We start from the raw sequence: 16,561 nt of genomic DNA, 5'->3' as shown, positions 1-16,561 counted from the left end.
ATATTTGCCGTCACTTTGCTGTAAAAGTTGACGGCATTTTGCATTTTAATAAAGAGGATAAAACATGAAAGTAAAATTTATAAGCCTGGCGAGTGGCAGTAGTGGGAACTGTTATTATCTGGGTACTGAAACCTATGGAATACTGATAGATGCCGGAATCGGCATACGTACTATCAAAAAAACACTGAAAGATTATAATATCTTGATGGATAGTATTCGTGCGGTATTTATAACGCACGATCATGCTGACCATATCAAAGCTGTGGGTAATCTGGGAGAAAAATTGAATATTCCTGTTTATACAACCGCACGTATTCATGCTGGAATTAATCGTAGCTATTGTATGACGGAGAAATTGAGTTCGTCAGTTCGTTACCTGGAAAAGCAAGAGCCGATGACTTTGGAGGATTTTCATATCGAATCTTTTGAAGTGCCGCATGATGGAACGGACAATGTGGGGTACTGCATTGAAATCGACGGCAAAGTCTTTTCCTTCTTAACGGACCTTGGAGAAATTACTCCTACAGCTGCCCATTATATCAGTAAGGCCCATTATCTGATACTTGAAGCTAACTATGATGAGGAAATGCTCAAAATGGGGCCTTATCCTCAATATTTGAAGGAGCGGATTGCAAGTAAGACCGGACACATGAGTAACTCTGATACTGCGGAGTTTTTAGCGGAAAATATCTCTGAACATTTGCGCTATATCTGGTTGTGTCATTTGAGTAAAGACAATAATCATCCGGAGCTAGCTTATAAAACGGTGGAATGGAAATTAAAGAACAAAGGTATTCTTGTAGGTAAAGATGTGCAACTACTTGCTTTAAAGCGAAATACGCCTTCCGAGCTTTATGTGTTCGAATAAAGACGAAAAAAAGATAGTAAAAAAGCTGCATGATTGTTTGGTCAAATAAAATAAAAGACCTACTTTTGCAACCGCAAACGAGGAATTAAGCACTCTTAGCTCAGTTGGTAGAGCAACTGACTCTTAATCAGTGGGTCCAGGGTTCGAATCCCTGAGGGTGTACAAATTCAAGGTTGCAATAAAAATAATATGTTGCACTCTTAGCTCAGCTGGTAGAGCAATTGACTCTTAATCAATGGGTCCAGGGTTCGAGTCCCTGAGGGTGTACTAAAAAGAGGTAACTAAGGTTGCCTCTTTTTTTGTATATCAATACTTGAATGATAATAAGGAATAAAAACGATGGAATACCTATATTTATTGCCCATAGTATTCATGATTCATGAATTTGAAGAGATAATAATGCTTCCGACATGGTTGGATAAGAACAAGGCTATGTTGTACATGCGCTTCCCTTTTATGAAAGATAAAGTAGATTCTTTGAGTAATGCGCCGGTTTTTGCCTTGACGGTATTGGAAGAGTTTATAATTATATCAGCCTGTACGGTTATGTCAATCTGCATGAATGATTTGACGGCTTGGTATTGTTGTTTGATTGCTTTTGGTTTGTAAGGGGGGAGAAACGATGCGTGTCAAAGTTCGGTCGGTCTGAAAATATCTGATTGCTTTGGTTTTCAAAGCGTTAGAACGGGGTAGGAGTGAGCTGGGTGGAAAAACGAAGCGTTTACATCGCTTTACATCGAGCTTACATTTGAACCTTGTTTGAACGCCGTTCAAATGAATCTCTTTACATTAGGAGTGGAGTAGGGGAGAATTCAGGCAGTATGGTATTATTTCACTCCGATGCTTTGCCCAGGCCATACTTCCATATACAAAGATAACCAAATGGTGTAATTTATGCAAGTGGAGTAGGGGAGCGCTTCGCTTCTCTCCTATTTTTATTTATTAAAATTATTCCATATAGCTGATATTTGGTATATTTGCAGTGAAATAAATACTATATATCATGAGTAAAGTTATCCATGTACATTTGATTTTTGAGAAAAAGAACATCTACTTTGGTAGTATATCGGCCATTTTTGAAACTCTGACGGAGAAACAGGTCGGAATCACTAAGAGTAGTCTTTTACATGCTGGACTGGTTGATGACATTGCCAAATACACGAAACGTGCAATGATTATTCAGTCTCGCTTGATAACATGTACCAGAAAGGGATAAAATGCCTTAGAACGCAATTAAAAGCCGCAAAAGCGGCTTTTTTTGCCCTTATAAGTGTCAAACTATGATGGAAGGCTGTATTTATCCGTTTGAACGCTTTGAACGTCTTAAAAAGTGGAAAGGTTATTCACTTGCTTATTCATTTGGTTATTCATTTAAGCTATTACAAAAACGAAATGTTTTGATTGCTTATTCATTTGGTTATTCATTTTTGTGCCTATTTTGTTCTAATAAAACGGGGAAATATCTTTTTTTTATTTGGTATTCATCGGTTTTTATAATATTGTAGGGGGTAAATTGTATATAGATAATATTTATTTACTCCCCTGTATTTTTATATATTCTGCTGTAAAATAGTGATTTAACTGTTTTTACCTCCCTTTCCCCATAAAACACGTTTTAGATGGCATTGGCAACCGTAGAATCGCTTGCATCCGAAACACGCCCCGACTTGTCCTGTTTAAGTTGTGTAATTGTCTGTTTGAGCATCCCTATTTCCTCTGCCATTTCTCGAATGGTGGAGTCTTTTTCCCTTAAAACATCCAGAAGCTCCCTAAAATTATTGTTAGCTGTTTCTGGAGGAGCTGTTTCCGTTACTACTGGTGTAATTTTTTCGGCTTCTATATCTTTTAAAAGAAAGTCGTCGATTGATATTCTAAAAAACTTAGATATTTCACATAACAAACTCAATTTAGGTTCTGTATTACCCAGTTCATAGTTTGACATTGTACCTTTTTTGATGCCCAGAAACTCAAATTCATCTAATTTAAGTCCCCTACTCTCCCTTAGATATCTAAGATTCTTAGAAAAAACGCTCATAAATCTAAATTATTTGGATTAATACTTTGTTGTCTAAGAAACTTAGACTATATTTGCCACGTGATTAAAGTTTAAACACGCCCCAAAGCTACAAAAAAGGCTTGAGGTAACAATGAGAATTTAAAAAGAAGCAAAATGGAAGTAAAATTTAAAAAGGGACAAAGTGTGAGAATCACCAAGAGAAATGGTGAGATCATTGATGGTATAGTTCGTGACTGGGATTATAACATTTGTACGTTCGTGCGGGAATATAATATCGATTATATGAAAAATGGTCAGGTTTGGACTGTAATATGTGTTCCGGAGGATGCGATAAAGGAGCTTTAATAATTTTCTCGGGCAGTTAGTTCAGCTGGTAGAACAAACTAAACTCCTATAATGGAGAGGTTATGGTCCGCGGTTCGAATCCGCGACTGCCCACTACGATAATTTAAATATTAGATAGTATGAAAGAACGAATAGTTGTAGAATACGGTGAGGTGAATAAAATTGCCGAACTGATGGGCTGTACAAACGTGATGGTGAGTCATGCGCTTGCCTTCCGTAAGAACAGCAAACTGGCCCGTTCCATTCGTAAGCTCGCCATTGAGCGCGGTGGATCCAAAGTAGGTGGTAATCCTCAAAATACAAGTAGCCATGAAAAATGATTTGATGACATTGTTCAGCGACCAGCTGCACTGGTTTGCTCGTCTGAAACGAAAACAGCGCTTTTGCGTGCTTTACTTCTGTATGAGTTTCGGGATCCTGCTCTCTATTTTTTTTATTAATCCGCTGCTGGAACTTCTCGTAGTGTTGAATTTCGGGATCTCCGTGCGGCTGCTGAAGAAGCATGTCCCTTTGAATGATTTAGAGGATTGATAATCAAGCTGGGAGATGGAATACTTTGATAATATATTGTGTGTAACTTACAAAGAGTTGCTGGATATAATGCCCAAAGGCACTTTGAATAGCCAGCTGTCCCGAGAAAAACTGGATGTCGTTTCCCGTGGCGGTGGTGAAAATAATCCGGCTCTGTATGCCTATTCCTCCCTTCCCGAGAAATACAAGAAACGTTGGGTTGAGCGTCATGGCGAACCCGAGAAACAAATGAGACAGGAAATGATCCGTAACATAGTGAAGAAAGACGAGAAGGCCGAGAACTTTTTCGAGGATTACCGTTACGACAAGAACGGTGAGATGGTCGCTCTTCCCGAGGATGTGAAGAAGGAATACACCTGGAACGCTTCGGTGCTGAACGCGTTGATGGAAGAGTTCAAACGCTTGAGTTCATCCAATAACAAGCTGACCGGTTTCCGCCGTAACCTTTGGGAACTTCTGCTTGTCACGAGTGAGGAATGGCGTCCGGTGTACGGGCACAGTCTTCCGGGCAGTGTGGGGCGTTTGAAAGCCCTGATAAACAAGTTCCGTCCCGACAACTACGGTGTGCTTGTGAGCGGTAAATACGGCAACAGCAACACGCTGAAGATCGAGGAGGACGGCGGGCGTTACCTTGTAGCATTGAAACGCAGCCGCGTTCCGGTTTATACTGACATGGAGATCTTCGAGGAGTACAACCGTGTCGCTCCGGAACGTGGCTGGAAGCCCCTGAAGAGTCCCCGCAGCCTCCGCGAATGGTTCAACAGCCCGCGTGTCGAACCTCTGTGGTACGATGCCGTTTATGGGGAAATGAAGGCACACCAGCGTTATGACCGCAAGCACCGGACCATCCTTCCGGGCCGTCGTGACAGCCTCTGGTATGGCGACGGCACGAAGCTGAACCTCTACTATCGTGACGAGAACGGAAACAAGTGCACTACAAGCGTGTACGAGGTGGTGGATGCCTATAGTGAAGTCCTGCTCGGTTATTACATCAGCGACAACGAGGACTATATCGCCCAGTACCATGCTTTCCGCATGGCTATCCAGACGAGCCGGCACAAACCCTACGAGATCGTGTGCGATAACCAGGGCGGTCATAAGAAGAACGCGGCGCTGGGCCTTTTCTCGAAGATCAGCCGTATCCACCGCCCGACAGCTCCGTATAATGGCGAATCTAAGACGATTGAGAACATTTTCTACCGCTTCCAGAGCCAGGTATTGAAGAAACGTTTCGGTTTCACCGGGCAGAATATTACGGCAAAGAGAGATACAAGCCGTCCGAATTTGGAATTCATCAACGCGAACATCGACTCCCTCCCCACATTGGAGGAACTGAAGGAACAGTATGCCGCCGCCCGTGAGCAGTGGAATTCAATGAAACACCCTGCCACCGGCATCTCCCGGATTGAGATGTACAATACCAGCGTGAACGAGGCTACCGATGCGGTAAGTGTGTCGGATATGGTGGAGATGTTCTGGTACACGACCGAGAAACCGTCGCTGTTCACCGCCAACGGTATCGAGATCACGGTACAGGGAAAGAAATACCCTTACGAGGTTTTCTCCGCCCCCGGTGAGCCTGATCTGGAATGGCGCCGACGTAACACCTACAAGAAGTTCTATGTCCAGTACGATCCTTATGACATGAGCAGCGTACGTCTGCTGTACAAGGATAAGGGCGGAGCGATGCGCTTTGAGTGTGTGGCTTCGTTCCCGCTGATGATCCACCGTGCCCAGCAGGAGCAGACGGAAGCCGAGAAACGTTTCATCCGCGCCCAGCAGGAGGCCGTCATCAACGAGCGTATAAACCGCCAGGTCGTTGCCAAGGACATCGAGTACGAACATGGTGTCGCACCGGAACAGAACGGTCTGCGTACCCCTGACCTGAAAGGTCTCGGAAAGGAGGCGCAACGCCAGATTGACCGTCGCACAAGAAAATACAGCCAGCCGGCCCGTCCTTCCATCGGCCGAGACATGAAAGTCATCAGCAACGTGACATGGGACAGCTTTGAGAAGAAGGAAGTGAGCATCCGCAAGGTGGTCGGGAAATTATAAGGAACAGATTTATAACAAGATAAAAAATATTGATTATGGAAATTACAATGAAAGAAAAGGACGCCATCAGTGAAAGCCTCCGGGCTTACGTGGCGAAATACCCGAGCCAGACGAAGGCTGCTGGCAGCCTGAAGGGGGTTAGTGTAGGTACTGTTAGCAATATCCTGAATGGCCGTTATGAGAATATCAGCGACGAGATGTTCCGTAATGTCGCCTCGCAGGTCGGTGGTGTAAGCGCTACCGGCTGGCAGATCGTGGAGACCGGTGCTTACCAGGAGATCACGGCTGTACTCTCCGATGCGCAGCGCTGGCGCAATGTTACCTGGGTGACCGGCGAGGCCGGTTGTGGCAAGAGTACCACCGCCCGTGTTTACCTCCAGGAGCATAAGGAGGTTTTCTATATCCTCTGCTCTGAGGACATGAAGAAAGGTGACTTTGTCCGCGAGATCGCCCGTACGGTCGGAATCCGGACCGAAGGGTATAATATCCGTGAGGTGTGGGGGCTTATATTGGATGACATCATCCAGATGGACGCGCCCCTGCTGGTGTTCGACGAGGCGGACAAGCTGACCGAACCGGTGTTCCACTATTTCATCAGCCTGTACAACAAGCTGGAGGAGAAATGCGGTGTCGTGTTCTTGAGTACCGATTATATTGCCAAGCGCATCAGCAACGGCTTGCGGTACCAGAAGCCCGGCTACAAGGAGTTCTACAGCCGTATCGGACGGAAATTTTATGAGTTGGAGCCTACGGACGTGAACGACGTGTTTGCGATCTGTTCCGCCAACGGTGTGACTGACAGGAAAGACATCGATAAGGTGATAAAGGAGGCTTCGACATGTGACTTTGATTTGCGGCGTGTGAGGAAGTCCATTCACAAGGTGAAACGCATGACGGGGGAATGACCCCCGTTCAAATACCGTTCAAACGTAATTTTAAGGATATGGAAAACAAATTTGAATACTTAAAGATCGACGGTCGCGAGCAGCTTCCCGCTCCCTGGAGCGATTACCCAGTCTTGAGGGAATACGAGACGGTGACCGTTTACCGGAATGGTCGCGACTACCTGGACGCCCTTGTGGGACAGCAGGACGGCTGGTGGGTTGCCGGCGTTCACATGGAGGTGGGCGGTTCCGGCGGTGGTTTCAACCCGGGACGTAAATGGGGACAGTTTGCCACCCGTGAGAATGCCCTTTTGTGGGCACTCGGCAGGATGCTCTGCCACGAGAAACTGCGGGGTGCCGCACGGCAGGCCGTACTTGACCGAATTGACAATATCCGACAACTAACACTGTTCTGACCATGGAAGAAGAGAAAAAGGATAATAAAAAAGCGGGCATGAGACGTGCCTTGAATGTCAGGGACATCCTGAACAAGAAGTATGACGTATTCCCTTTCGAAGGGAAATGGAAGGATGCCTTCGACACTCCGGAAGTCCGGGGCTGCTGGTTCGTGTGGGGCAACAGCGGTAACGGTAAGACCTCTTTCGTGATGCAGCTCTGCAAGGAACTTTGCAAGTATGACCGTGTGGCGTTCAACTCCCTGGAGGAAGGAACTTCTCTGACAGTCCAGAATAACCTGCGGCGCTTTGGTATGGCCGAGGTAAGCCGCCATTTGGCGTTCATCAAGGAGGACATCCCCACCTTGAAGATCAGGCTCCGGCGTCATAAGAGTTTCAACATCGTGATCATTGACAGCTTCCAATACACACAGATGACGTATCGTGACTATATCCAGCTGAAGGAGGAGTTTCCGGACAAGCTGTTTGTTTTCATCAGCCATGCCCGTGGCAAGAATCCTAAAGGTGATGCGGCCACGAGCGTGATGTATGATGCCGACCTGAAGATATGGGTAGAGGGCTACGTCGCCTTCAGTAAGGGACGTTATCAGGGGGCCACTGGTGAATACACAATCTGGGAGAAGGGCGCCTATGACTATTGGAATGTGGCGGGACCGAAACAGAAAGGAGGCCAGGCATGAGCAGGATAAAGAAACAGCTGGAGATTTGTCCTCCCGCCTATATGTGTAAGGGGCCTAACCGTGAGAACTTCGTCAGTACCGGCCACAAGTGTGGTTACTGCAAGGGCAACGGCTGGTTCTGGGGAACGGAAGAGGGCAGCCGCGAGGACGTGCATGTATCCTGCCCGGTGTGTGGCGGCAGCGGTGAGCTGGATGCGATTATAACAGTGGACTGGAAACCTTCAAGCAAGTGAGCCATGAGAAAGGAGTATTACAACTACGTTGTGAAGCTGCCCGTTCTGCTTCATGAACTGTTCCGCGGGAAGGTTGCCGACTATCATTTTTCCGACATGACGGTAGTGATGAACCACCTGGTGAAGTCCTACATCCGCATGACGGATGGTGGCAGGGTCTCCACGGCCACCCGGCGCATCCTCCTCTGCATGGATCGTATTCCGGACATGTCGTTCTTCTTCCGCCGTCAGGAGAAGTCGGTGCTGTTCTTCGAGATGGATCCGGCCGTTGCCGGCAGCCTGCAGCGTGCCATCATCGCTGGCGGCTGGGGCAACCGCCAGCGTCTTGTCGTCCGCCTGGTGTGCGCCTTCTGCTGCGGTGCCGGTGTGACATTGAACAACCTTTCGATGGAGCTTGCCTCCGAAGAGGTGTTCCGCCGTCCTGAAGGCTACCTCATACATACCTACGTGAGCAATTACCAGTACGTGTTCCTGAAGGAGACGGCCGCTGCCCAGCGCATGAGCGTGGAGGGTATGCTGACGGCTGCTGCTGAACTGCTGGTGGGAACGGATGACGAAGGTTCCGGATACCATATTCCGGAGAGTCTCGGCCGTATCGCTGACCGCGTGTTCGAGGTGAGGGGCAGCACGCTGAAGGACTTCCGCCGGCAGTGTCTGGTGAGCATCCGCACGAACACTATCGGTCCGGACCGTATCGCCTCCTTCATGGAAAAGCACGGCATCGCCTCCGCCCGTGAGTTCCTGCGCCGCGTGGTCCTCTTCTTTCTGGAGGCACGGTATCTGATTTACCGTAAGGAGGTAGAACTTGATGAGGATGACCTTCCGGAGGAGGAAGAGACGGATTGGGAGGAAACTATGTACAGCCAGTATCAAAAAAGAGATTTCGCGATTTCAACATATAATTATTAACCATTAAAATTTAACAGAAATGATTACAGAAAAACAGAAAGAGGCAGTAAAGGAACTCTGCCAATACGTGGATAACTTTTGTAAGGAAAACGATCTTAGTGCCTTTATGAGCGTTGCGGCCAGTGAGGACCATCCAGACGGGCTTGAGCAGATAGCCGGCTCAATCATTACCGGCAAGACTGAACATATTGTCGGCTCTATTTCCGGGGTTGTCAAAGCGAATAAGAATGTCTATATGCTGCTTTCCGTGGGACTTATGCAGGCCTACACGAGAAAGGCTGACATTAATACTATTCCGTTCGGTGAAAATTTGAATATGAACTGATGAATGCAGCATAAACAGCTATGAGTGAAAATAACAACAAGCAGAAACGTAAACGTGTCTGTCCGCATTGCGGCCGAAAGTTGTGGATGCGTGAGTTCTATCCGTTGAAGAATGGGGGACGGAGTTCCTGGTGTCATGAATGTGTGCTGGTGTACAAGCGTGAACAGTACCGCAAGCACCGGAAGGTTGCTGACGGTACTTTCATGCACCGGACACTGGGACGGCTCGTCGAGCATAAGGGATATTCCACCCGTATCTTTTGGAACGGTAATATGCTTTCCATCATGCGTCGCCACTATCACAATACCCTCAACCGGGAGCTGGCTGAAATGCTCGGTGTTTCCGAACGCAGCGTCACCCGGAAGGCCCGAGAGATGGGACTGGAAAAGGACAAAGGTTTTGTAGCCTCCCTTAGCCGGGAACATTTGTTGCTGGCAAACGCGAGAAGCAAGGAACTGGGATATCCGGGCGGCTTCACCAAGGGGATGAAGTTTCGGGGAAACCAGTACACCGGGAGGATAAGAGTTGAATAACATACAGCACGGTCAATATTATGAGTAAAAAAATGGTAATTGTGGTCACCGCAGTTGGTGTCCGTAAAGTAGTGGAAAAATGGCTCTGTGAGAATATGACTTGCGAGCTGGTTGTGTCACGTAACGCACGCCATGAGTGTTGTGTGGAAGTCATCTATGATAGCGGAAACCCTTCGGTTTTGCGTACTCTTCTACGCTCTGCCGTGGGTGAAATCATAGAGTTGTGCTGATGTGGTATGAATAGTTTGAGTTAATGAAAATCTGAATAGAATGGGCATACTTGAATTTTTCGACCAGTATAAGTGTACAAAAAATGAAAAAGAGCATCTTCTTGATTATTTGTGTACTATCAGAGTAAAGAGAGTGATTAAGGAAATCAATGACCTTAAAATAAACAAAAAAACAGTATAGCCATGCAGATAGACATCAACAGCCGCAAGCAGTTAAATAAACCCGAGAATTATGCGGCGTTTTACAGCCTTTTGAACCGCCTTCCGACATCGGATCGTGACGCACTGAAGGAAAGCATCGTTTCCCAGTACACGGACGGCCGCACCACGAGCCTGCGCGAGATGACGCTGAAGGAATACAGCGCTGCCGTGGCCGGGATACGCAAGCTGGTGCCGCCCACTTACCGTGAGGAGCTCCGGAAGATTCTCCGTCAGAAGCGTTCGGCGGTGCTTCACCAGATGCAGCTGCTGGGCATTGATACGGCCGACTGGGACCGGGTGAACGCCTTCTGCCGGGACAGCCGTATCACTGGCATGGAGTTCCGTGAACTTGACTGCGAGGCGCTGGATGCGTTGCAGGTGAAGCTGCGCGCCATTCGCCGCAAACGTGAGAATAAACAACAGTAACAACCATTTAATTTTTTAGTTATGGACTTGAAAGAACAATTAAAAAGCCTGTCCGCCCAGGACAGAAAGGAGCTTTTGAAACAGCTCCAGCAGGAAGAGAAGGAAAACAAGCGCAACCGTCGCGATGCCTACGAAGGGCTTCGTGCGCAGTTCATGCTTGAAGTGAAGAACAAGCTGTTTCCAGTTGTGGATGACGTGAAAGCCTTCCGTGACTGGGTGGAGAAGGAAGCCGCCTCTTTCCGCGACCTGATGCGTGACTATGGCCAGCTCCGCAAGGATGACCAGGCGAGTTTCACCATCGTGGACGGTGACATGAAGCTGGAAGTGAGGAGTAACAAGGTGAAGAGTTTCGACGAGCGTGCCAATCTCGCCGCCGAGCGTCTGGTGGATTACCTGAAGCGTTACGCCATGAGCCGGGAGCTCGGTACCGACGATCCGATGTACCAACTTGGCATGACCATGATCGAGCGTAACCGCCAGGGTGATCTGGACTACAAGTCGGTGAGCAAGCTGTACGAGCTTGAGGACCGTTTCGACAGTGAGTACACGGAGATCATGGACCTCTTTCGTGAGAGCAATGTGGTGTATAAGACTGCGGTGAACTACTATTTCCACAAGCGTGACGAGAACGGTGCCTGGCGCCGTATCGAACCTTCATTCTGCCGTCTGTGATATGGAGAAGACAAAGAACATCGCACCACACGTGATGGCTTGCAAGAACTGCGAGGGTAAGGGGCGTGTTTTCTACACAGACCAGAGCGGAGCCCCTTCCTCCTCCCGTTGTCCTGTCTGCAAGGGCAGTGGCCGGGTAAAGGTACAGAGCAAGGTGATTACCCGTATCGAGCCTTTTATTCCGGGTGAGGACGATACCGAACTGATGACCATGTGATTTTGTTCACACTCTAAACAGAAAAAACGCCGCATCCGTTGTGATTGCGGCGTTTTTCTTTTTCCTGATATGCCAAATGCCTAATTTTGCAGTAAATAACTCTTATTTATGGCCAAAGGACGAGACAAGAACCTGATAGAACTTCGTGATGAAGCCCTGTGCCGCCGTTACTATTATTGGACGGAGGTGCAGCGTCTGCGCTTTGACGACGCCCTGAAAGTGTTGTCCCGGCAGGAATTTTTTATTTCCGAGGAGCGGATCATGTCAATCATCCGTCGCAAGTGCCGTGAGTTGAAGGATCTTGAACTGAAGCCCGTCCCGAAGGTTAAGAAACCCCGCCTGACAGCCGTCCAGCTTTCCCTGTTCACGGGGGAATGAACCTTCCCCTTACTGCATGGCCGACTCGTCATGCAGCGTGAAGGAATAAACCGTCTCGTACACCTTGATGTTTCCCGGCAGGGAATAATCCCGGTTCTTGACCCTGACCAGCGGTGTGCAGTCTTCCGTGCACTGGAACCCCTGCAAGGCCTTGTACAGTTCCTTTGCCTTCATCTGCCGTTCCCTTACTTTGTCATAGGTACCTGAAGTGTAGTGCGTGTCGTCGTAGCAGTCCACGGCCAGCCTTACGGTGACAAGCGACATGCTTTTCTGTACCCCGTATCCGAAGTCTTTCCAGTCCGATTCCGTATTCCCTATGAGTACGCAGGGGAAGGTGACCGGGTAATGTTCCTCTTCCGCTCCGGTTTCGAGCTGTCCGTAATCCTCGTCAATGTATGAGAGCTCCGGCATCTTTTGGGCGATGCGTTCCATGATTGCGATGAATATTTCTTCCATGTGTTTATAAGTTTAAAATGTTTCTGATTTCGTTTTCTGTTTTTTCCGTTATCCTGTCGGACAGTTCCCGGCTTTCTCCGATAAACTGGCGTTGTGGTATTTTTATCCGGAGCTTTTTCTTTTTGGTGAGCGCCAGTCTTTTCCATCTTAATGCCTCCGGGTTCTCCTGTGGTTCATTGTTTGCGGCAGAACCCTTCTTTTTGCCTTTTCTTTTGCCCGTGGCGGCTTTTTTAGCCTTGCCTGAAGCCTGGTAATACTTTGCCCATGCAAAACGCCGCATTTGGGGCGTAACAGTCGGATGAACTTCTCCTCCCCAGTTGTGGACGGGCGCGTATATGAGGTCATTGGCCACTCTTACCCGGTAGTCCGTCGGCATGTACTTGACGGAGCTGAAGAGGTGGGTCCTCCCGGAGAGCAGCGTCCCGTAGTTCCCGGCCGCATCCGTTCTTCCAGATGACAGCCTTTTCGCTTTCGGCCACGGGTGTAATCCTCCGTTTACGAAACCTTCCCGGCGGAAGTTGTCCTGGAAATGGTCTTTTGCCATTCGTCCGGCGATAACCGGCATCTTTCGTTTCATTAGACCATCCAGTTCTTTCCGTTTGGCATTTATCAGCCTTGAATATTCTTTTATGTCCATAAATTATAGAGTTTAAAAAATAATTTTATACTTTTGCAAACAAGGTGTTTTATGTGCCTTTTTGAGTTATGGAAATACCCGAACAAGTGTCAGAATTAGCAAACATCCACGGTTATAACTCCGTTGTTTTATCAGCCAGTTCCCCTGAAGGAAGCATCTATTCCGTTGGCTGTGTTGACGGGGATGGTTTTGAGTTGCCTGTCGGTCTTCCCGCCTTTATTCTGTTCGACGGCCAGTCCTGCCGTCTGGTGGACGGTGAGGAGGGGCTGGCACTTTCTTCCCGTTTATTTGGTGATAAATAGTCCCATGATTTTGGGATTTACCAATTTGTTGTCTATTCTTATCACTCCCACACGGTTGGCTTTCATGCTCTGTATGTAATTGCTTGCATCATCCTTTCCGGTTTGCGGGTCGAAGAACCTTGTCTTTCCTTCAGTCACCTCCGCGCAGAACACGTGTGCGGAGCCGCCTTTCCAGGCACAATATATCTCGTATATTCCGTCCTCTCTGAATTTTTCCCTGAAGTATTCCTTCAGTCGGTTTGCGTTCATTACTTGGTATCCCTTTCTGACCTGCCATTTATAGGTATAGTCATAATCCGGCTTTGTTCCGTCCCGGTTCAGGAAACGTTCTTCCCATGTGATACCTTGTTTTGCCATTTCATTGTATGCGCTTTGTCTGATGTTGGGTTTTGCCTCGGTGTCAAACCCTAACCTTCTGAGCATGTGTGTCACGGTGCAGGTCTGGCAATTCACGCGGTATCCTTCCTCTTTTCCGAATTTCGGATTTTCCTTTCCCTTGTTTGCCTGTTCGTATGTCATAGGCTTGCCTTTGGTAACGCCGAGTGCCTTTTCTATCTTGAGATTGTTGCGGGCGATGTCGGTTTTTTCCTCCAGCGTCAGGTTGTCTGGCATTTCGGCTATCATCTCGTTGATGCGCTTGGTCAATGCGTCCACGGCTTTTCTTGCTCCCGGATGCGCTTCAGTAACGTAGGGGTGTTTGTCTGAAAACAGTTTGCCGTCTTTTCCCGGATTGTTTTCCAGACCGTCATGTGCCTTGTTCTGCCCGTTTTCGTCCGGTACTGCTGTCGGCGCTTCATCCGTTGATGAGAGCGTACACTTGCAGTTCCACCGGTCCCCCGGCCTGTGCTCGTTCCAGAACGGATCATCGACGGGGCGTATGGTTCCCCAGAATATTCTGTGGTCCGCTCCCGGGTGTACGGATGTGGACGGCATCCATTTGAGGTTCGGCAGGATATCCTTCTCCCGCTCGAACTGTCTCCAGTCGGCCGCCTGATGCGCCCGTATGACTGCCGTGTCGTATTCTGTACGCATCCAGTCTGCCATTTGGTGGTCCGCTATGGGCATGACGAGTTTCAGCCACTGTTCAAACGGCCTTAATTTGCCGTTTTCGTCCAGCAGTAGCGCTGCCATGTCGTTTTGTGCCCGGTGTACCTTGAAAGCCGCGAACACGGCGTTGTTCATTCGGATTTCCCGGTAGAAGTCATAATCCGGATCATCGGGCTTCCGTGTCCCGAACCCCTTGTCCGCCGCTTCGTTTATTGTTTTCCATGTGGCATCGAACAGGTTCCCCTCAATTTCCGTCAGGGGGTGGAAGTCTTTGCTGTAGATGTTCTTCAGGGCTTTCTTCAGTACCTCTTCATCGAACGAGAATAAAGTTTCCACCTGTTTGTCCTCCATTCTGTAGAGGTCGTTCATCACCATTCTAAAGCTGCCCCGTCTCTCCCCGGGGCTTTCCCGAAAAAACGTTTCAGCCAGTTGTACGCGTTTTTAAGGGCGTTTTTCTTTTCTTTGGGTGTTCCTTTACCGTGCTTTTCCAGTTCCGGTTCTTCTTTCGGAACCGGTTCATCCTCTTCCGTCTTTTCAGTCTCTCGGGCCTTCGCTGCCTCGATTTCCGCCGCTTTCTCCTCCTGGCGTTTTTTTAGTTCGTTGTAGTTTGCCGGTTTCTCGATCCCGAATTCCTCGTAGAGGTAGTCGTCCCCCACCGGCAGGTTGAAGTTCGTGCGCAGTTGTGTGAGGATGGACATCTTTTTCTCCGGTTCGATAAGCTTCTTTTCCGGATAGCAGAACTCCCCGCCTGTGGTGTCTATTCCGAGCATTGCGAATATGTCGGCCATGTCATAGTTGAGCACGTCGAGGATGTCCTGCCTGTCGGAGAGCGTCACTTTCTCCTCCACGTCCTTGTGTACTGTTCCCAATGCCTGTGTGCCCTTGTCGGATGCTTCGGTGGTGAGCGTGTTTCCGAGGAACAGCTTTGAGATTTCGTTGTTGCAGCGCTCGCAGAGCTTGTCGTAGAGGTCCGCGCTCCCTGTCTTGTTCGCGGCTTCCACGAGCTTGAGCGCCGTATCCTCCGCGTGCACGAAAACCGACAGGCTTCCGGTGCTGTCCGCGTCGTTCAGCGCCTTCTGCCGCGCCTCGTCATCATCCGTGGGATACGTGTACTCCCTGATGGGCGCTCCGAACACTTCCGCGAACTGTGCCCAGTCCGCCACGTCGTTACGTTTGTATATCACCCAGATGGCTGCTTTCACCAGCAGCCCGGGATCGTCGGGTGAACCGATGAACAACAGGTCCGGGTACTCGTCCCAGGACGTCCCGGTGGTGTCCGTCTGGTGTCGCAGTATGAGCCTGCGCACGGGATCGACGTGTTTGCGCGGTATCAGGTCGTAGTTCACCCATTCCCCCTTGCGGTAGAACTGCACGAGTGAGAACCCCCAGAATTTGGCGTCCAGGATGTCCCCTATGAACTTCCGGAACCATGGGGACCTGATCTGCTTGTTCACCTTCTCGTCCGGCTTCCCGTTCCTGCGGAATTCTATGGAAGATGCCAGTGCGGCATTCTTCCGTTTCTCTATGACACTTGTCAGGTGCGTATCCATGAGTATGTCGCTGAACAGGTCGTACAGCCTGAAGCGTCTGGAGTAGTCCACATTCTCGAAAGCCCTTACCGCGAGCATGTAGTCCGCTATGTCTATACCGAACCTTCTGGGCTGTGTCAGTATGATGGTTGCGGGTCCTTTCTGCCCGGGCCTCGGCAGGTTCCCGCTTTGGGTTATCTTTCCGGCCCCTTTCTTTCTTTTGCTCATATTACCAATGGTTTACACGTTTACGGTTGCTTTTGATAAGGAAATTTGATTTTGCCGCCCTCGTCTCTTCGGACAGCAGGGGCAGGCCGTCCACCGATATCTCCTCGGCCGCCACGGCTTTCAGCCATTCGACCGCCCTTTCGTGGCGTTCCTTCCGCAGCGGTGACAGGTTCCTCGGGTTATGTATGCAGAAGATGTGGTACACGGCTATGTCGATGGCCATCATCAGGACAAGCTGGTTGCGTTTGTCACCGGTTGCCGTGAATATTTTGTCACAGTCGTAACGTCTGGAAAGGTAGCAGCGCATCTCGGCGACGGCGCGGTCCTCGCATATCTCCACGACGGCGTCGTCCTCTCTTGTCAGTGCGTCCAGAATCTCGCGGTGTATACTCGCGTCGTAGTCTGAAAGTTCTATAAATTTGCTCATAATGATAGGTATTGA

26 protein-coding genes and 3 tRNA genes are annotated in these 16,561 nt (G+C 48.8%); 23 read left to right on the top strand and 6 right to left on the bottom strand.

Features of this window, described 5'->3' with window-relative positions:
• The first annotated feature begins 64 nt into the window (after positions 1-64).
• From INE92_RS06825 to INE92_RS06805, 5 genes are all read left to right on the top strand, one after another.
• The gene (locus INE92_RS06825; protein WP_008640170.1) at positions 65-868 is read left to right on the top strand and encodes an MBL fold metallo-hydrolase; all 804 of its coding nucleotides are present in this window, start codon (positions 65-67) and stop codon (positions 866-868) included.
• Positions 869-957: 89 nt separating this feature from the next.
• Positions 958-1,030 (top strand) — tRNA-Lys (locus INE92_RS06820).
• Between the two features lie 32 nt (positions 1,031-1,062).
• Positions 1,063-1,135: transfer RNA gene (locus INE92_RS06815), tRNA-Lys, on the top strand.
• A gap of 72 nt (positions 1,136-1,207) precedes the next feature.
• Entirely contained in the window at positions 1,208-1,477 is a 270-nt protein-coding gene (locus INE92_RS06810) for an HXXEE domain-containing protein (RefSeq protein ID WP_233476933.1), read from the top strand.
• 394 nt (positions 1,478-1,871) lie between these two features.
• Positions 1,872-2,084 (top strand): hypothetical protein, encoded by a 213-nt coding sequence (locus INE92_RS06805; RefSeq protein WP_004327294.1) that lies wholly within the window; start codon positions 1,872-1,874, stop codon positions 2,082-2,084.
• 399 nt (positions 2,085-2,483) lie between these two features.
• Here the strand turns inward: INE92_RS06805 and INE92_RS06800 are convergent, their stop codons facing one another.
• Positions 2,484-2,903 carry a helix-turn-helix domain-containing protein gene (locus tag INE92_RS06800; protein ID WP_004327295.1) on the bottom strand — a complete coding sequence of 140 codons (420 nt, stop codon included), beginning with the start codon at positions 2,901-2,903 and terminating at the stop codon, positions 2,484-2,486.
• Between the two features lie 135 nt (positions 2,904-3,038).
• Between INE92_RS06800 and INE92_RS06795 the strand changes: the two genes are divergently transcribed.
• The 17 genes from INE92_RS06795 to INE92_RS06715 all read left to right on the top strand — a co-directional run bounded on the left by INE92_RS06795 (position 3,039) and on the right by INE92_RS06715 (position 11,920).
• Positions 3,039-3,230, top strand: coding sequence for a hypothetical protein (locus INE92_RS06795; protein ID WP_004327296.1), 192 nt, complete (start codon positions 3,039-3,041; stop codon positions 3,228-3,230).
• 10 nt (positions 3,231-3,240) lie between these two features.
• Positions 3,241-3,323 (top strand) — tRNA-OTHER (locus tag INE92_RS06790).
• Positions 3,324-3,349: 26 nt separating this feature from the next.
• Positions 3,350-3,550, top strand: coding sequence for a hypothetical protein (locus tag INE92_RS06785; protein WP_004327297.1), 201 nt, complete (start codon positions 3,350-3,352; stop codon positions 3,548-3,550).
• Positions 3,540-3,761 carry a hypothetical protein gene (locus INE92_RS06780; protein ID WP_005932418.1) on the top strand — a complete coding sequence of 74 codons (222 nt, stop codon included), beginning with the start codon at positions 3,540-3,542 and terminating at the stop codon, positions 3,759-3,761. The genes INE92_RS06785 and INE92_RS06780 overlap by 11 nt, the downstream gene beginning before the upstream one ends.
• 15 nt (positions 3,762-3,776) lie before the next feature.
• Positions 3,777-5,816: a hypothetical protein gene (locus tag INE92_RS06775; protein ID WP_004327299.1), complete on the top strand. Its 2,040-nt coding sequence runs from the start codon at positions 3,777-3,779 to the stop codon at positions 5,814-5,816.
• 35 nt (positions 5,817-5,851) lie between these two features.
• Positions 5,852-6,721 (top strand): ATP-binding protein, encoded by an 870-nt coding sequence (locus INE92_RS06770; protein ID WP_004326989.1) that lies wholly within the window; start codon positions 5,852-5,854, stop codon positions 6,719-6,721.
• Positions 6,718-7,116 (top strand): hypothetical protein, encoded by a 399-nt coding sequence (locus INE92_RS06765; protein WP_005932412.1) that lies wholly within the window; start codon positions 6,718-6,720, stop codon positions 7,114-7,116. Before INE92_RS06770 ends, INE92_RS06765 begins: the two co-directional genes overlap by 4 nt.
• Before the next feature lie 2 nt (positions 7,117-7,118).
• Complete coding sequence (locus tag INE92_RS06760; protein WP_004325648.1) at positions 7,119-7,796, top strand: hypothetical protein; 678 nt, start codon at positions 7,119-7,121, stop codon at positions 7,794-7,796.
• Positions 7,793-8,029, top strand: coding sequence for a hypothetical protein (locus INE92_RS06755; RefSeq protein ID WP_004326987.1), 237 nt, complete (start codon positions 7,793-7,795; stop codon positions 8,027-8,029). The genes INE92_RS06760 and INE92_RS06755 overlap by 4 nt, the downstream gene beginning before the upstream one ends.
• Positions 8,030-8,032: 3 nt before the next feature.
• A complete protein-coding gene (locus INE92_RS06750; protein ID WP_004326986.1) occupies positions 8,033-8,938 on the top strand; it encodes a hypothetical protein in 906 nt (301 codons plus the stop codon).
• A gap of 19 nt (positions 8,939-8,957) precedes the next feature.
• On the top strand, positions 8,958-9,263 hold the full coding sequence (locus INE92_RS06745; RefSeq protein WP_004327415.1) for a hypothetical protein: 306 nt from the start codon (positions 8,958-8,960) through the stop codon (positions 9,261-9,263).
• A gap of 20 nt (positions 9,264-9,283) precedes the next feature.
• The gene (locus INE92_RS06740) at positions 9,284-9,796 is read left to right on the top strand and encodes a hypothetical protein (protein WP_004327414.1); all 513 of its coding nucleotides are present in this window, start codon (positions 9,284-9,286) and stop codon (positions 9,794-9,796) included.
• A 32-nt stretch (positions 9,797-9,828) separates the two neighbouring features.
• Entirely contained in the window at positions 9,829-10,026 is a 198-nt protein-coding gene (locus tag INE92_RS06735; protein WP_004325655.1) for a hypothetical protein, read from the top strand.
• Positions 10,027-10,209: 183 nt separating this feature from the next.
• The gene (locus INE92_RS06730) at positions 10,210-10,653 is read left to right on the top strand and encodes a hypothetical protein (RefSeq protein WP_212701998.1); all 444 of its coding nucleotides are present in this window, start codon (positions 10,210-10,212) and stop codon (positions 10,651-10,653) included.
• A gap of 21 nt (positions 10,654-10,674) precedes the next feature.
• Entirely contained in the window at positions 10,675-11,325 is a 651-nt protein-coding gene (locus INE92_RS06725; protein ID WP_212701997.1) for a DUF3164 family protein, read from the top strand.
• Between the two features lies 1 nt (position 11,326).
• The gene (locus tag INE92_RS06720; protein WP_165450714.1) at positions 11,327-11,542 is read left to right on the top strand and encodes a molecular chaperone DnaJ; all 216 of its coding nucleotides are present in this window, start codon (positions 11,327-11,329) and stop codon (positions 11,540-11,542) included.
• Between the two features lie 108 nt (positions 11,543-11,650).
• Positions 11,651-11,920: a transposase gene (locus tag INE92_RS06715; RefSeq protein ID WP_211420874.1), complete on the top strand. Its 270-nt coding sequence runs from the start codon at positions 11,651-11,653 to the stop codon at positions 11,918-11,920.
• A gap of 9 nt (positions 11,921-11,929) precedes the next feature.
• Here the strand turns inward: INE92_RS06715 and INE92_RS06710 are convergent, their stop codons facing one another.
• Positions 11,930-12,376, bottom strand: coding sequence for a hypothetical protein (locus INE92_RS06710; RefSeq protein ID WP_211420873.1), 447 nt, complete (start codon positions 12,374-12,376; stop codon positions 11,930-11,932).
• Between the two features lie 4 nt (positions 12,377-12,380).
• The gene (locus INE92_RS06705) at positions 12,381-13,013 is read right to left on the bottom strand and encodes a phage virion morphogenesis protein (RefSeq protein ID WP_211420872.1); all 633 of its coding nucleotides are present in this window, start codon (positions 13,011-13,013) and stop codon (positions 12,381-12,383) included.
• Positions 13,014-13,081: 68 nt separating this feature from the next.
• Here INE92_RS06705 and INE92_RS06700 point away from each other — a divergent pair, with 68 nt between their 5' ends.
• Complete coding sequence (locus INE92_RS06700; RefSeq protein WP_195436249.1) at positions 13,082-13,315, top strand: hypothetical protein; 234 nt, start codon at positions 13,082-13,084, stop codon at positions 13,313-13,315.
• On the opposite strand, the gene INE92_RS06695 is transcribed toward INE92_RS06700, so the two are convergent.
• The 3 genes from INE92_RS06695 to INE92_RS06685 are packed head-to-tail and all read right to left on the bottom strand — an operon-like array spanning position 13,298 to position 16,546.
• Complete coding sequence (locus INE92_RS06695) at positions 13,298-14,713, bottom strand: toxin glutamine deamidase domain-containing protein (protein ID WP_211420871.1); 1,416 nt, start codon at positions 14,711-14,713, stop codon at positions 13,298-13,300. The genes INE92_RS06700 and INE92_RS06695 overlap by 18 nt on opposite strands.
• Before the next feature lie 17 nt (positions 14,714-14,730).
• A complete protein-coding gene (locus INE92_RS06690) occupies positions 14,731-16,119 on the bottom strand; it encodes a phage portal protein family protein (protein WP_211420870.1) in 1,389 nt (462 codons plus the stop codon).
• Position 16,120: 1 nt separating this feature from the next.
• On the bottom strand, positions 16,121-16,546 hold the full coding sequence (locus tag INE92_RS06685) for a phage protein Gp36 family protein (RefSeq protein ID WP_004327405.1): 426 nt from the start codon (positions 16,544-16,546) through the stop codon (positions 16,121-16,123).
• Between the last annotated feature and the right edge of the window lie 15 nt (positions 16,547-16,561).

This window comes from Bacteroides xylanisolvens (assembly GCF_018289135.1).
In the GTDB taxonomy this organism is placed as follows: Bacteria; Bacteroidota; Bacteroidia; order Bacteroidales; family Bacteroidaceae; genus Bacteroides; species Bacteroides xylanisolvens.
The sequence above is the reverse complement of the archived record's forward strand: the minus strand, read 5'-3'. Positions and strand labels throughout refer to the sequence as shown.

Bases quoted from the DNA above. Each gene is read 5' to 3' on its own strand.
- INE92_RS06800 (WP_004327295.1), bottom strand. From the start codon at position 2,903: ATGAGCGTTTTTTCTAAGAATCTTAGATATCTAAGGGAGAGTAGGGGA.
- INE92_RS06795 (WP_004327296.1), top strand. From the start codon at position 3,039: ATGGAAGTAAAATTTAAAAAGGGACAAAGTGTGAGAATCACCAAGAGA.
- INE92_RS06750 (WP_004326986.1), top strand. From the start codon at position 8,033: ATGAGAAAGGAGTATTACAACTACGTTGTGAAGCTGCCCGTTCTGCTT.
- INE92_RS06715 (WP_211420874.1), top strand. From the start codon at position 11,651: ATGGCCAAAGGACGAGACAAGAACCTGATAGAACTTCGTGATGAAGCC.
- INE92_RS06770 (WP_004326989.1), top strand. From the start codon at position 5,852: ATGGAAATTACAATGAAAGAAAAGGACGCCATCAGTGAAAGCCTCCGG.
- INE92_RS06775 (WP_004327299.1), top strand. From the start codon at position 3,777: ATGGAATACTTTGATAATATATTGTGTGTAACTTACAAAGAGTTGCTG.
- INE92_RS06755 (WP_004326987.1), top strand. From the start codon at position 7,793: ATGAGCAGGATAAAGAAACAGCTGGAGATTTGTCCTCCCGCCTATATG.
- INE92_RS06725 (WP_212701997.1), top strand. From the start codon at position 10,675: ATGGACTTGAAAGAACAATTAAAAAGCCTGTCCGCCCAGGACAGAAAG.
- INE92_RS06760 (WP_004325648.1), top strand. From the start codon at position 7,119: ATGGAAGAAGAGAAAAAGGATAATAAAAAAGCGGGCATGAGACGTGCC.
- INE92_RS06825 (WP_008640170.1), top strand. From the start codon at position 65: ATGAAAGTAAAATTTATAAGCCTGGCGAGTGGCAGTAGTGGGAACTGT.
- INE92_RS06785 (WP_004327297.1), top strand. From the start codon at position 3,350: ATGAAAGAACGAATAGTTGTAGAATACGGTGAGGTGAATAAAATTGCC.
- INE92_RS06730 (WP_212701998.1), top strand. From the start codon at position 10,210: ATGCAGATAGACATCAACAGCCGCAAGCAGTTAAATAAACCCGAGAAT.
- INE92_RS06720 (WP_165450714.1), top strand. From the start codon at position 11,327: ATGGAGAAGACAAAGAACATCGCACCACACGTGATGGCTTGCAAGAAC.
- INE92_RS06695 (WP_211420871.1), bottom strand. From the start codon at position 14,713: ATGGAGGACAAACAGGTGGAAACTTTATTCTCGTTCGATGAAGAGGTA.
- INE92_RS06705 (WP_211420872.1), bottom strand. From the start codon at position 13,013: ATGGACATAAAAGAATATTCAAGGCTGATAAATGCCAAACGGAAAGAA.
- INE92_RS06685 (WP_004327405.1), bottom strand. From the start codon at position 16,546: ATGAGCAAATTTATAGAACTTTCAGACTACGACGCGAGTATACACCGC.
- INE92_RS06805 (WP_004327294.1), top strand. From the start codon at position 1,872: ATGAGTAAAGTTATCCATGTACATTTGATTTTTGAGAAAAAGAACATC.
- INE92_RS06740 (WP_004327414.1), top strand. From the start codon at position 9,284: ATGAGTGAAAATAACAACAAGCAGAAACGTAAACGTGTCTGTCCGCAT.
- INE92_RS06810 (WP_233476933.1), top strand. From the start codon at position 1,208: ATGGAATACCTATATTTATTGCCCATAGTATTCATGATTCATGAATTT.
- INE92_RS06710 (WP_211420873.1), bottom strand. From the start codon at position 12,376: ATGGAAGAAATATTCATCGCAATCATGGAACGCATCGCCCAAAAGATG.
- INE92_RS06765 (WP_005932412.1), top strand. From the start codon at position 6,718: ATGACCCCCGTTCAAATACCGTTCAAACGTAATTTTAAGGATATGGAA.
- INE92_RS06690 (WP_211420870.1), bottom strand. From the start codon at position 16,119: ATGAGCAAAAGAAAGAAAGGGGCCGGAAAGATAACCCAAAGCGGGAAC.
- INE92_RS06735 (WP_004325655.1), top strand. From the start codon at position 9,829: ATGGTAATTGTGGTCACCGCAGTTGGTGTCCGTAAAGTAGTGGAAAAA.
- INE92_RS06700 (WP_195436249.1), top strand. From the start codon at position 13,082: ATGGAAATACCCGAACAAGTGTCAGAATTAGCAAACATCCACGGTTAT.
- INE92_RS06745 (WP_004327415.1), top strand. From the start codon at position 8,958: ATGATTACAGAAAAACAGAAAGAGGCAGTAAAGGAACTCTGCCAATAC.
- INE92_RS06780 (WP_005932418.1), top strand. From the start codon at position 3,540: ATGAAAAATGATTTGATGACATTGTTCAGCGACCAGCTGCACTGGTTT.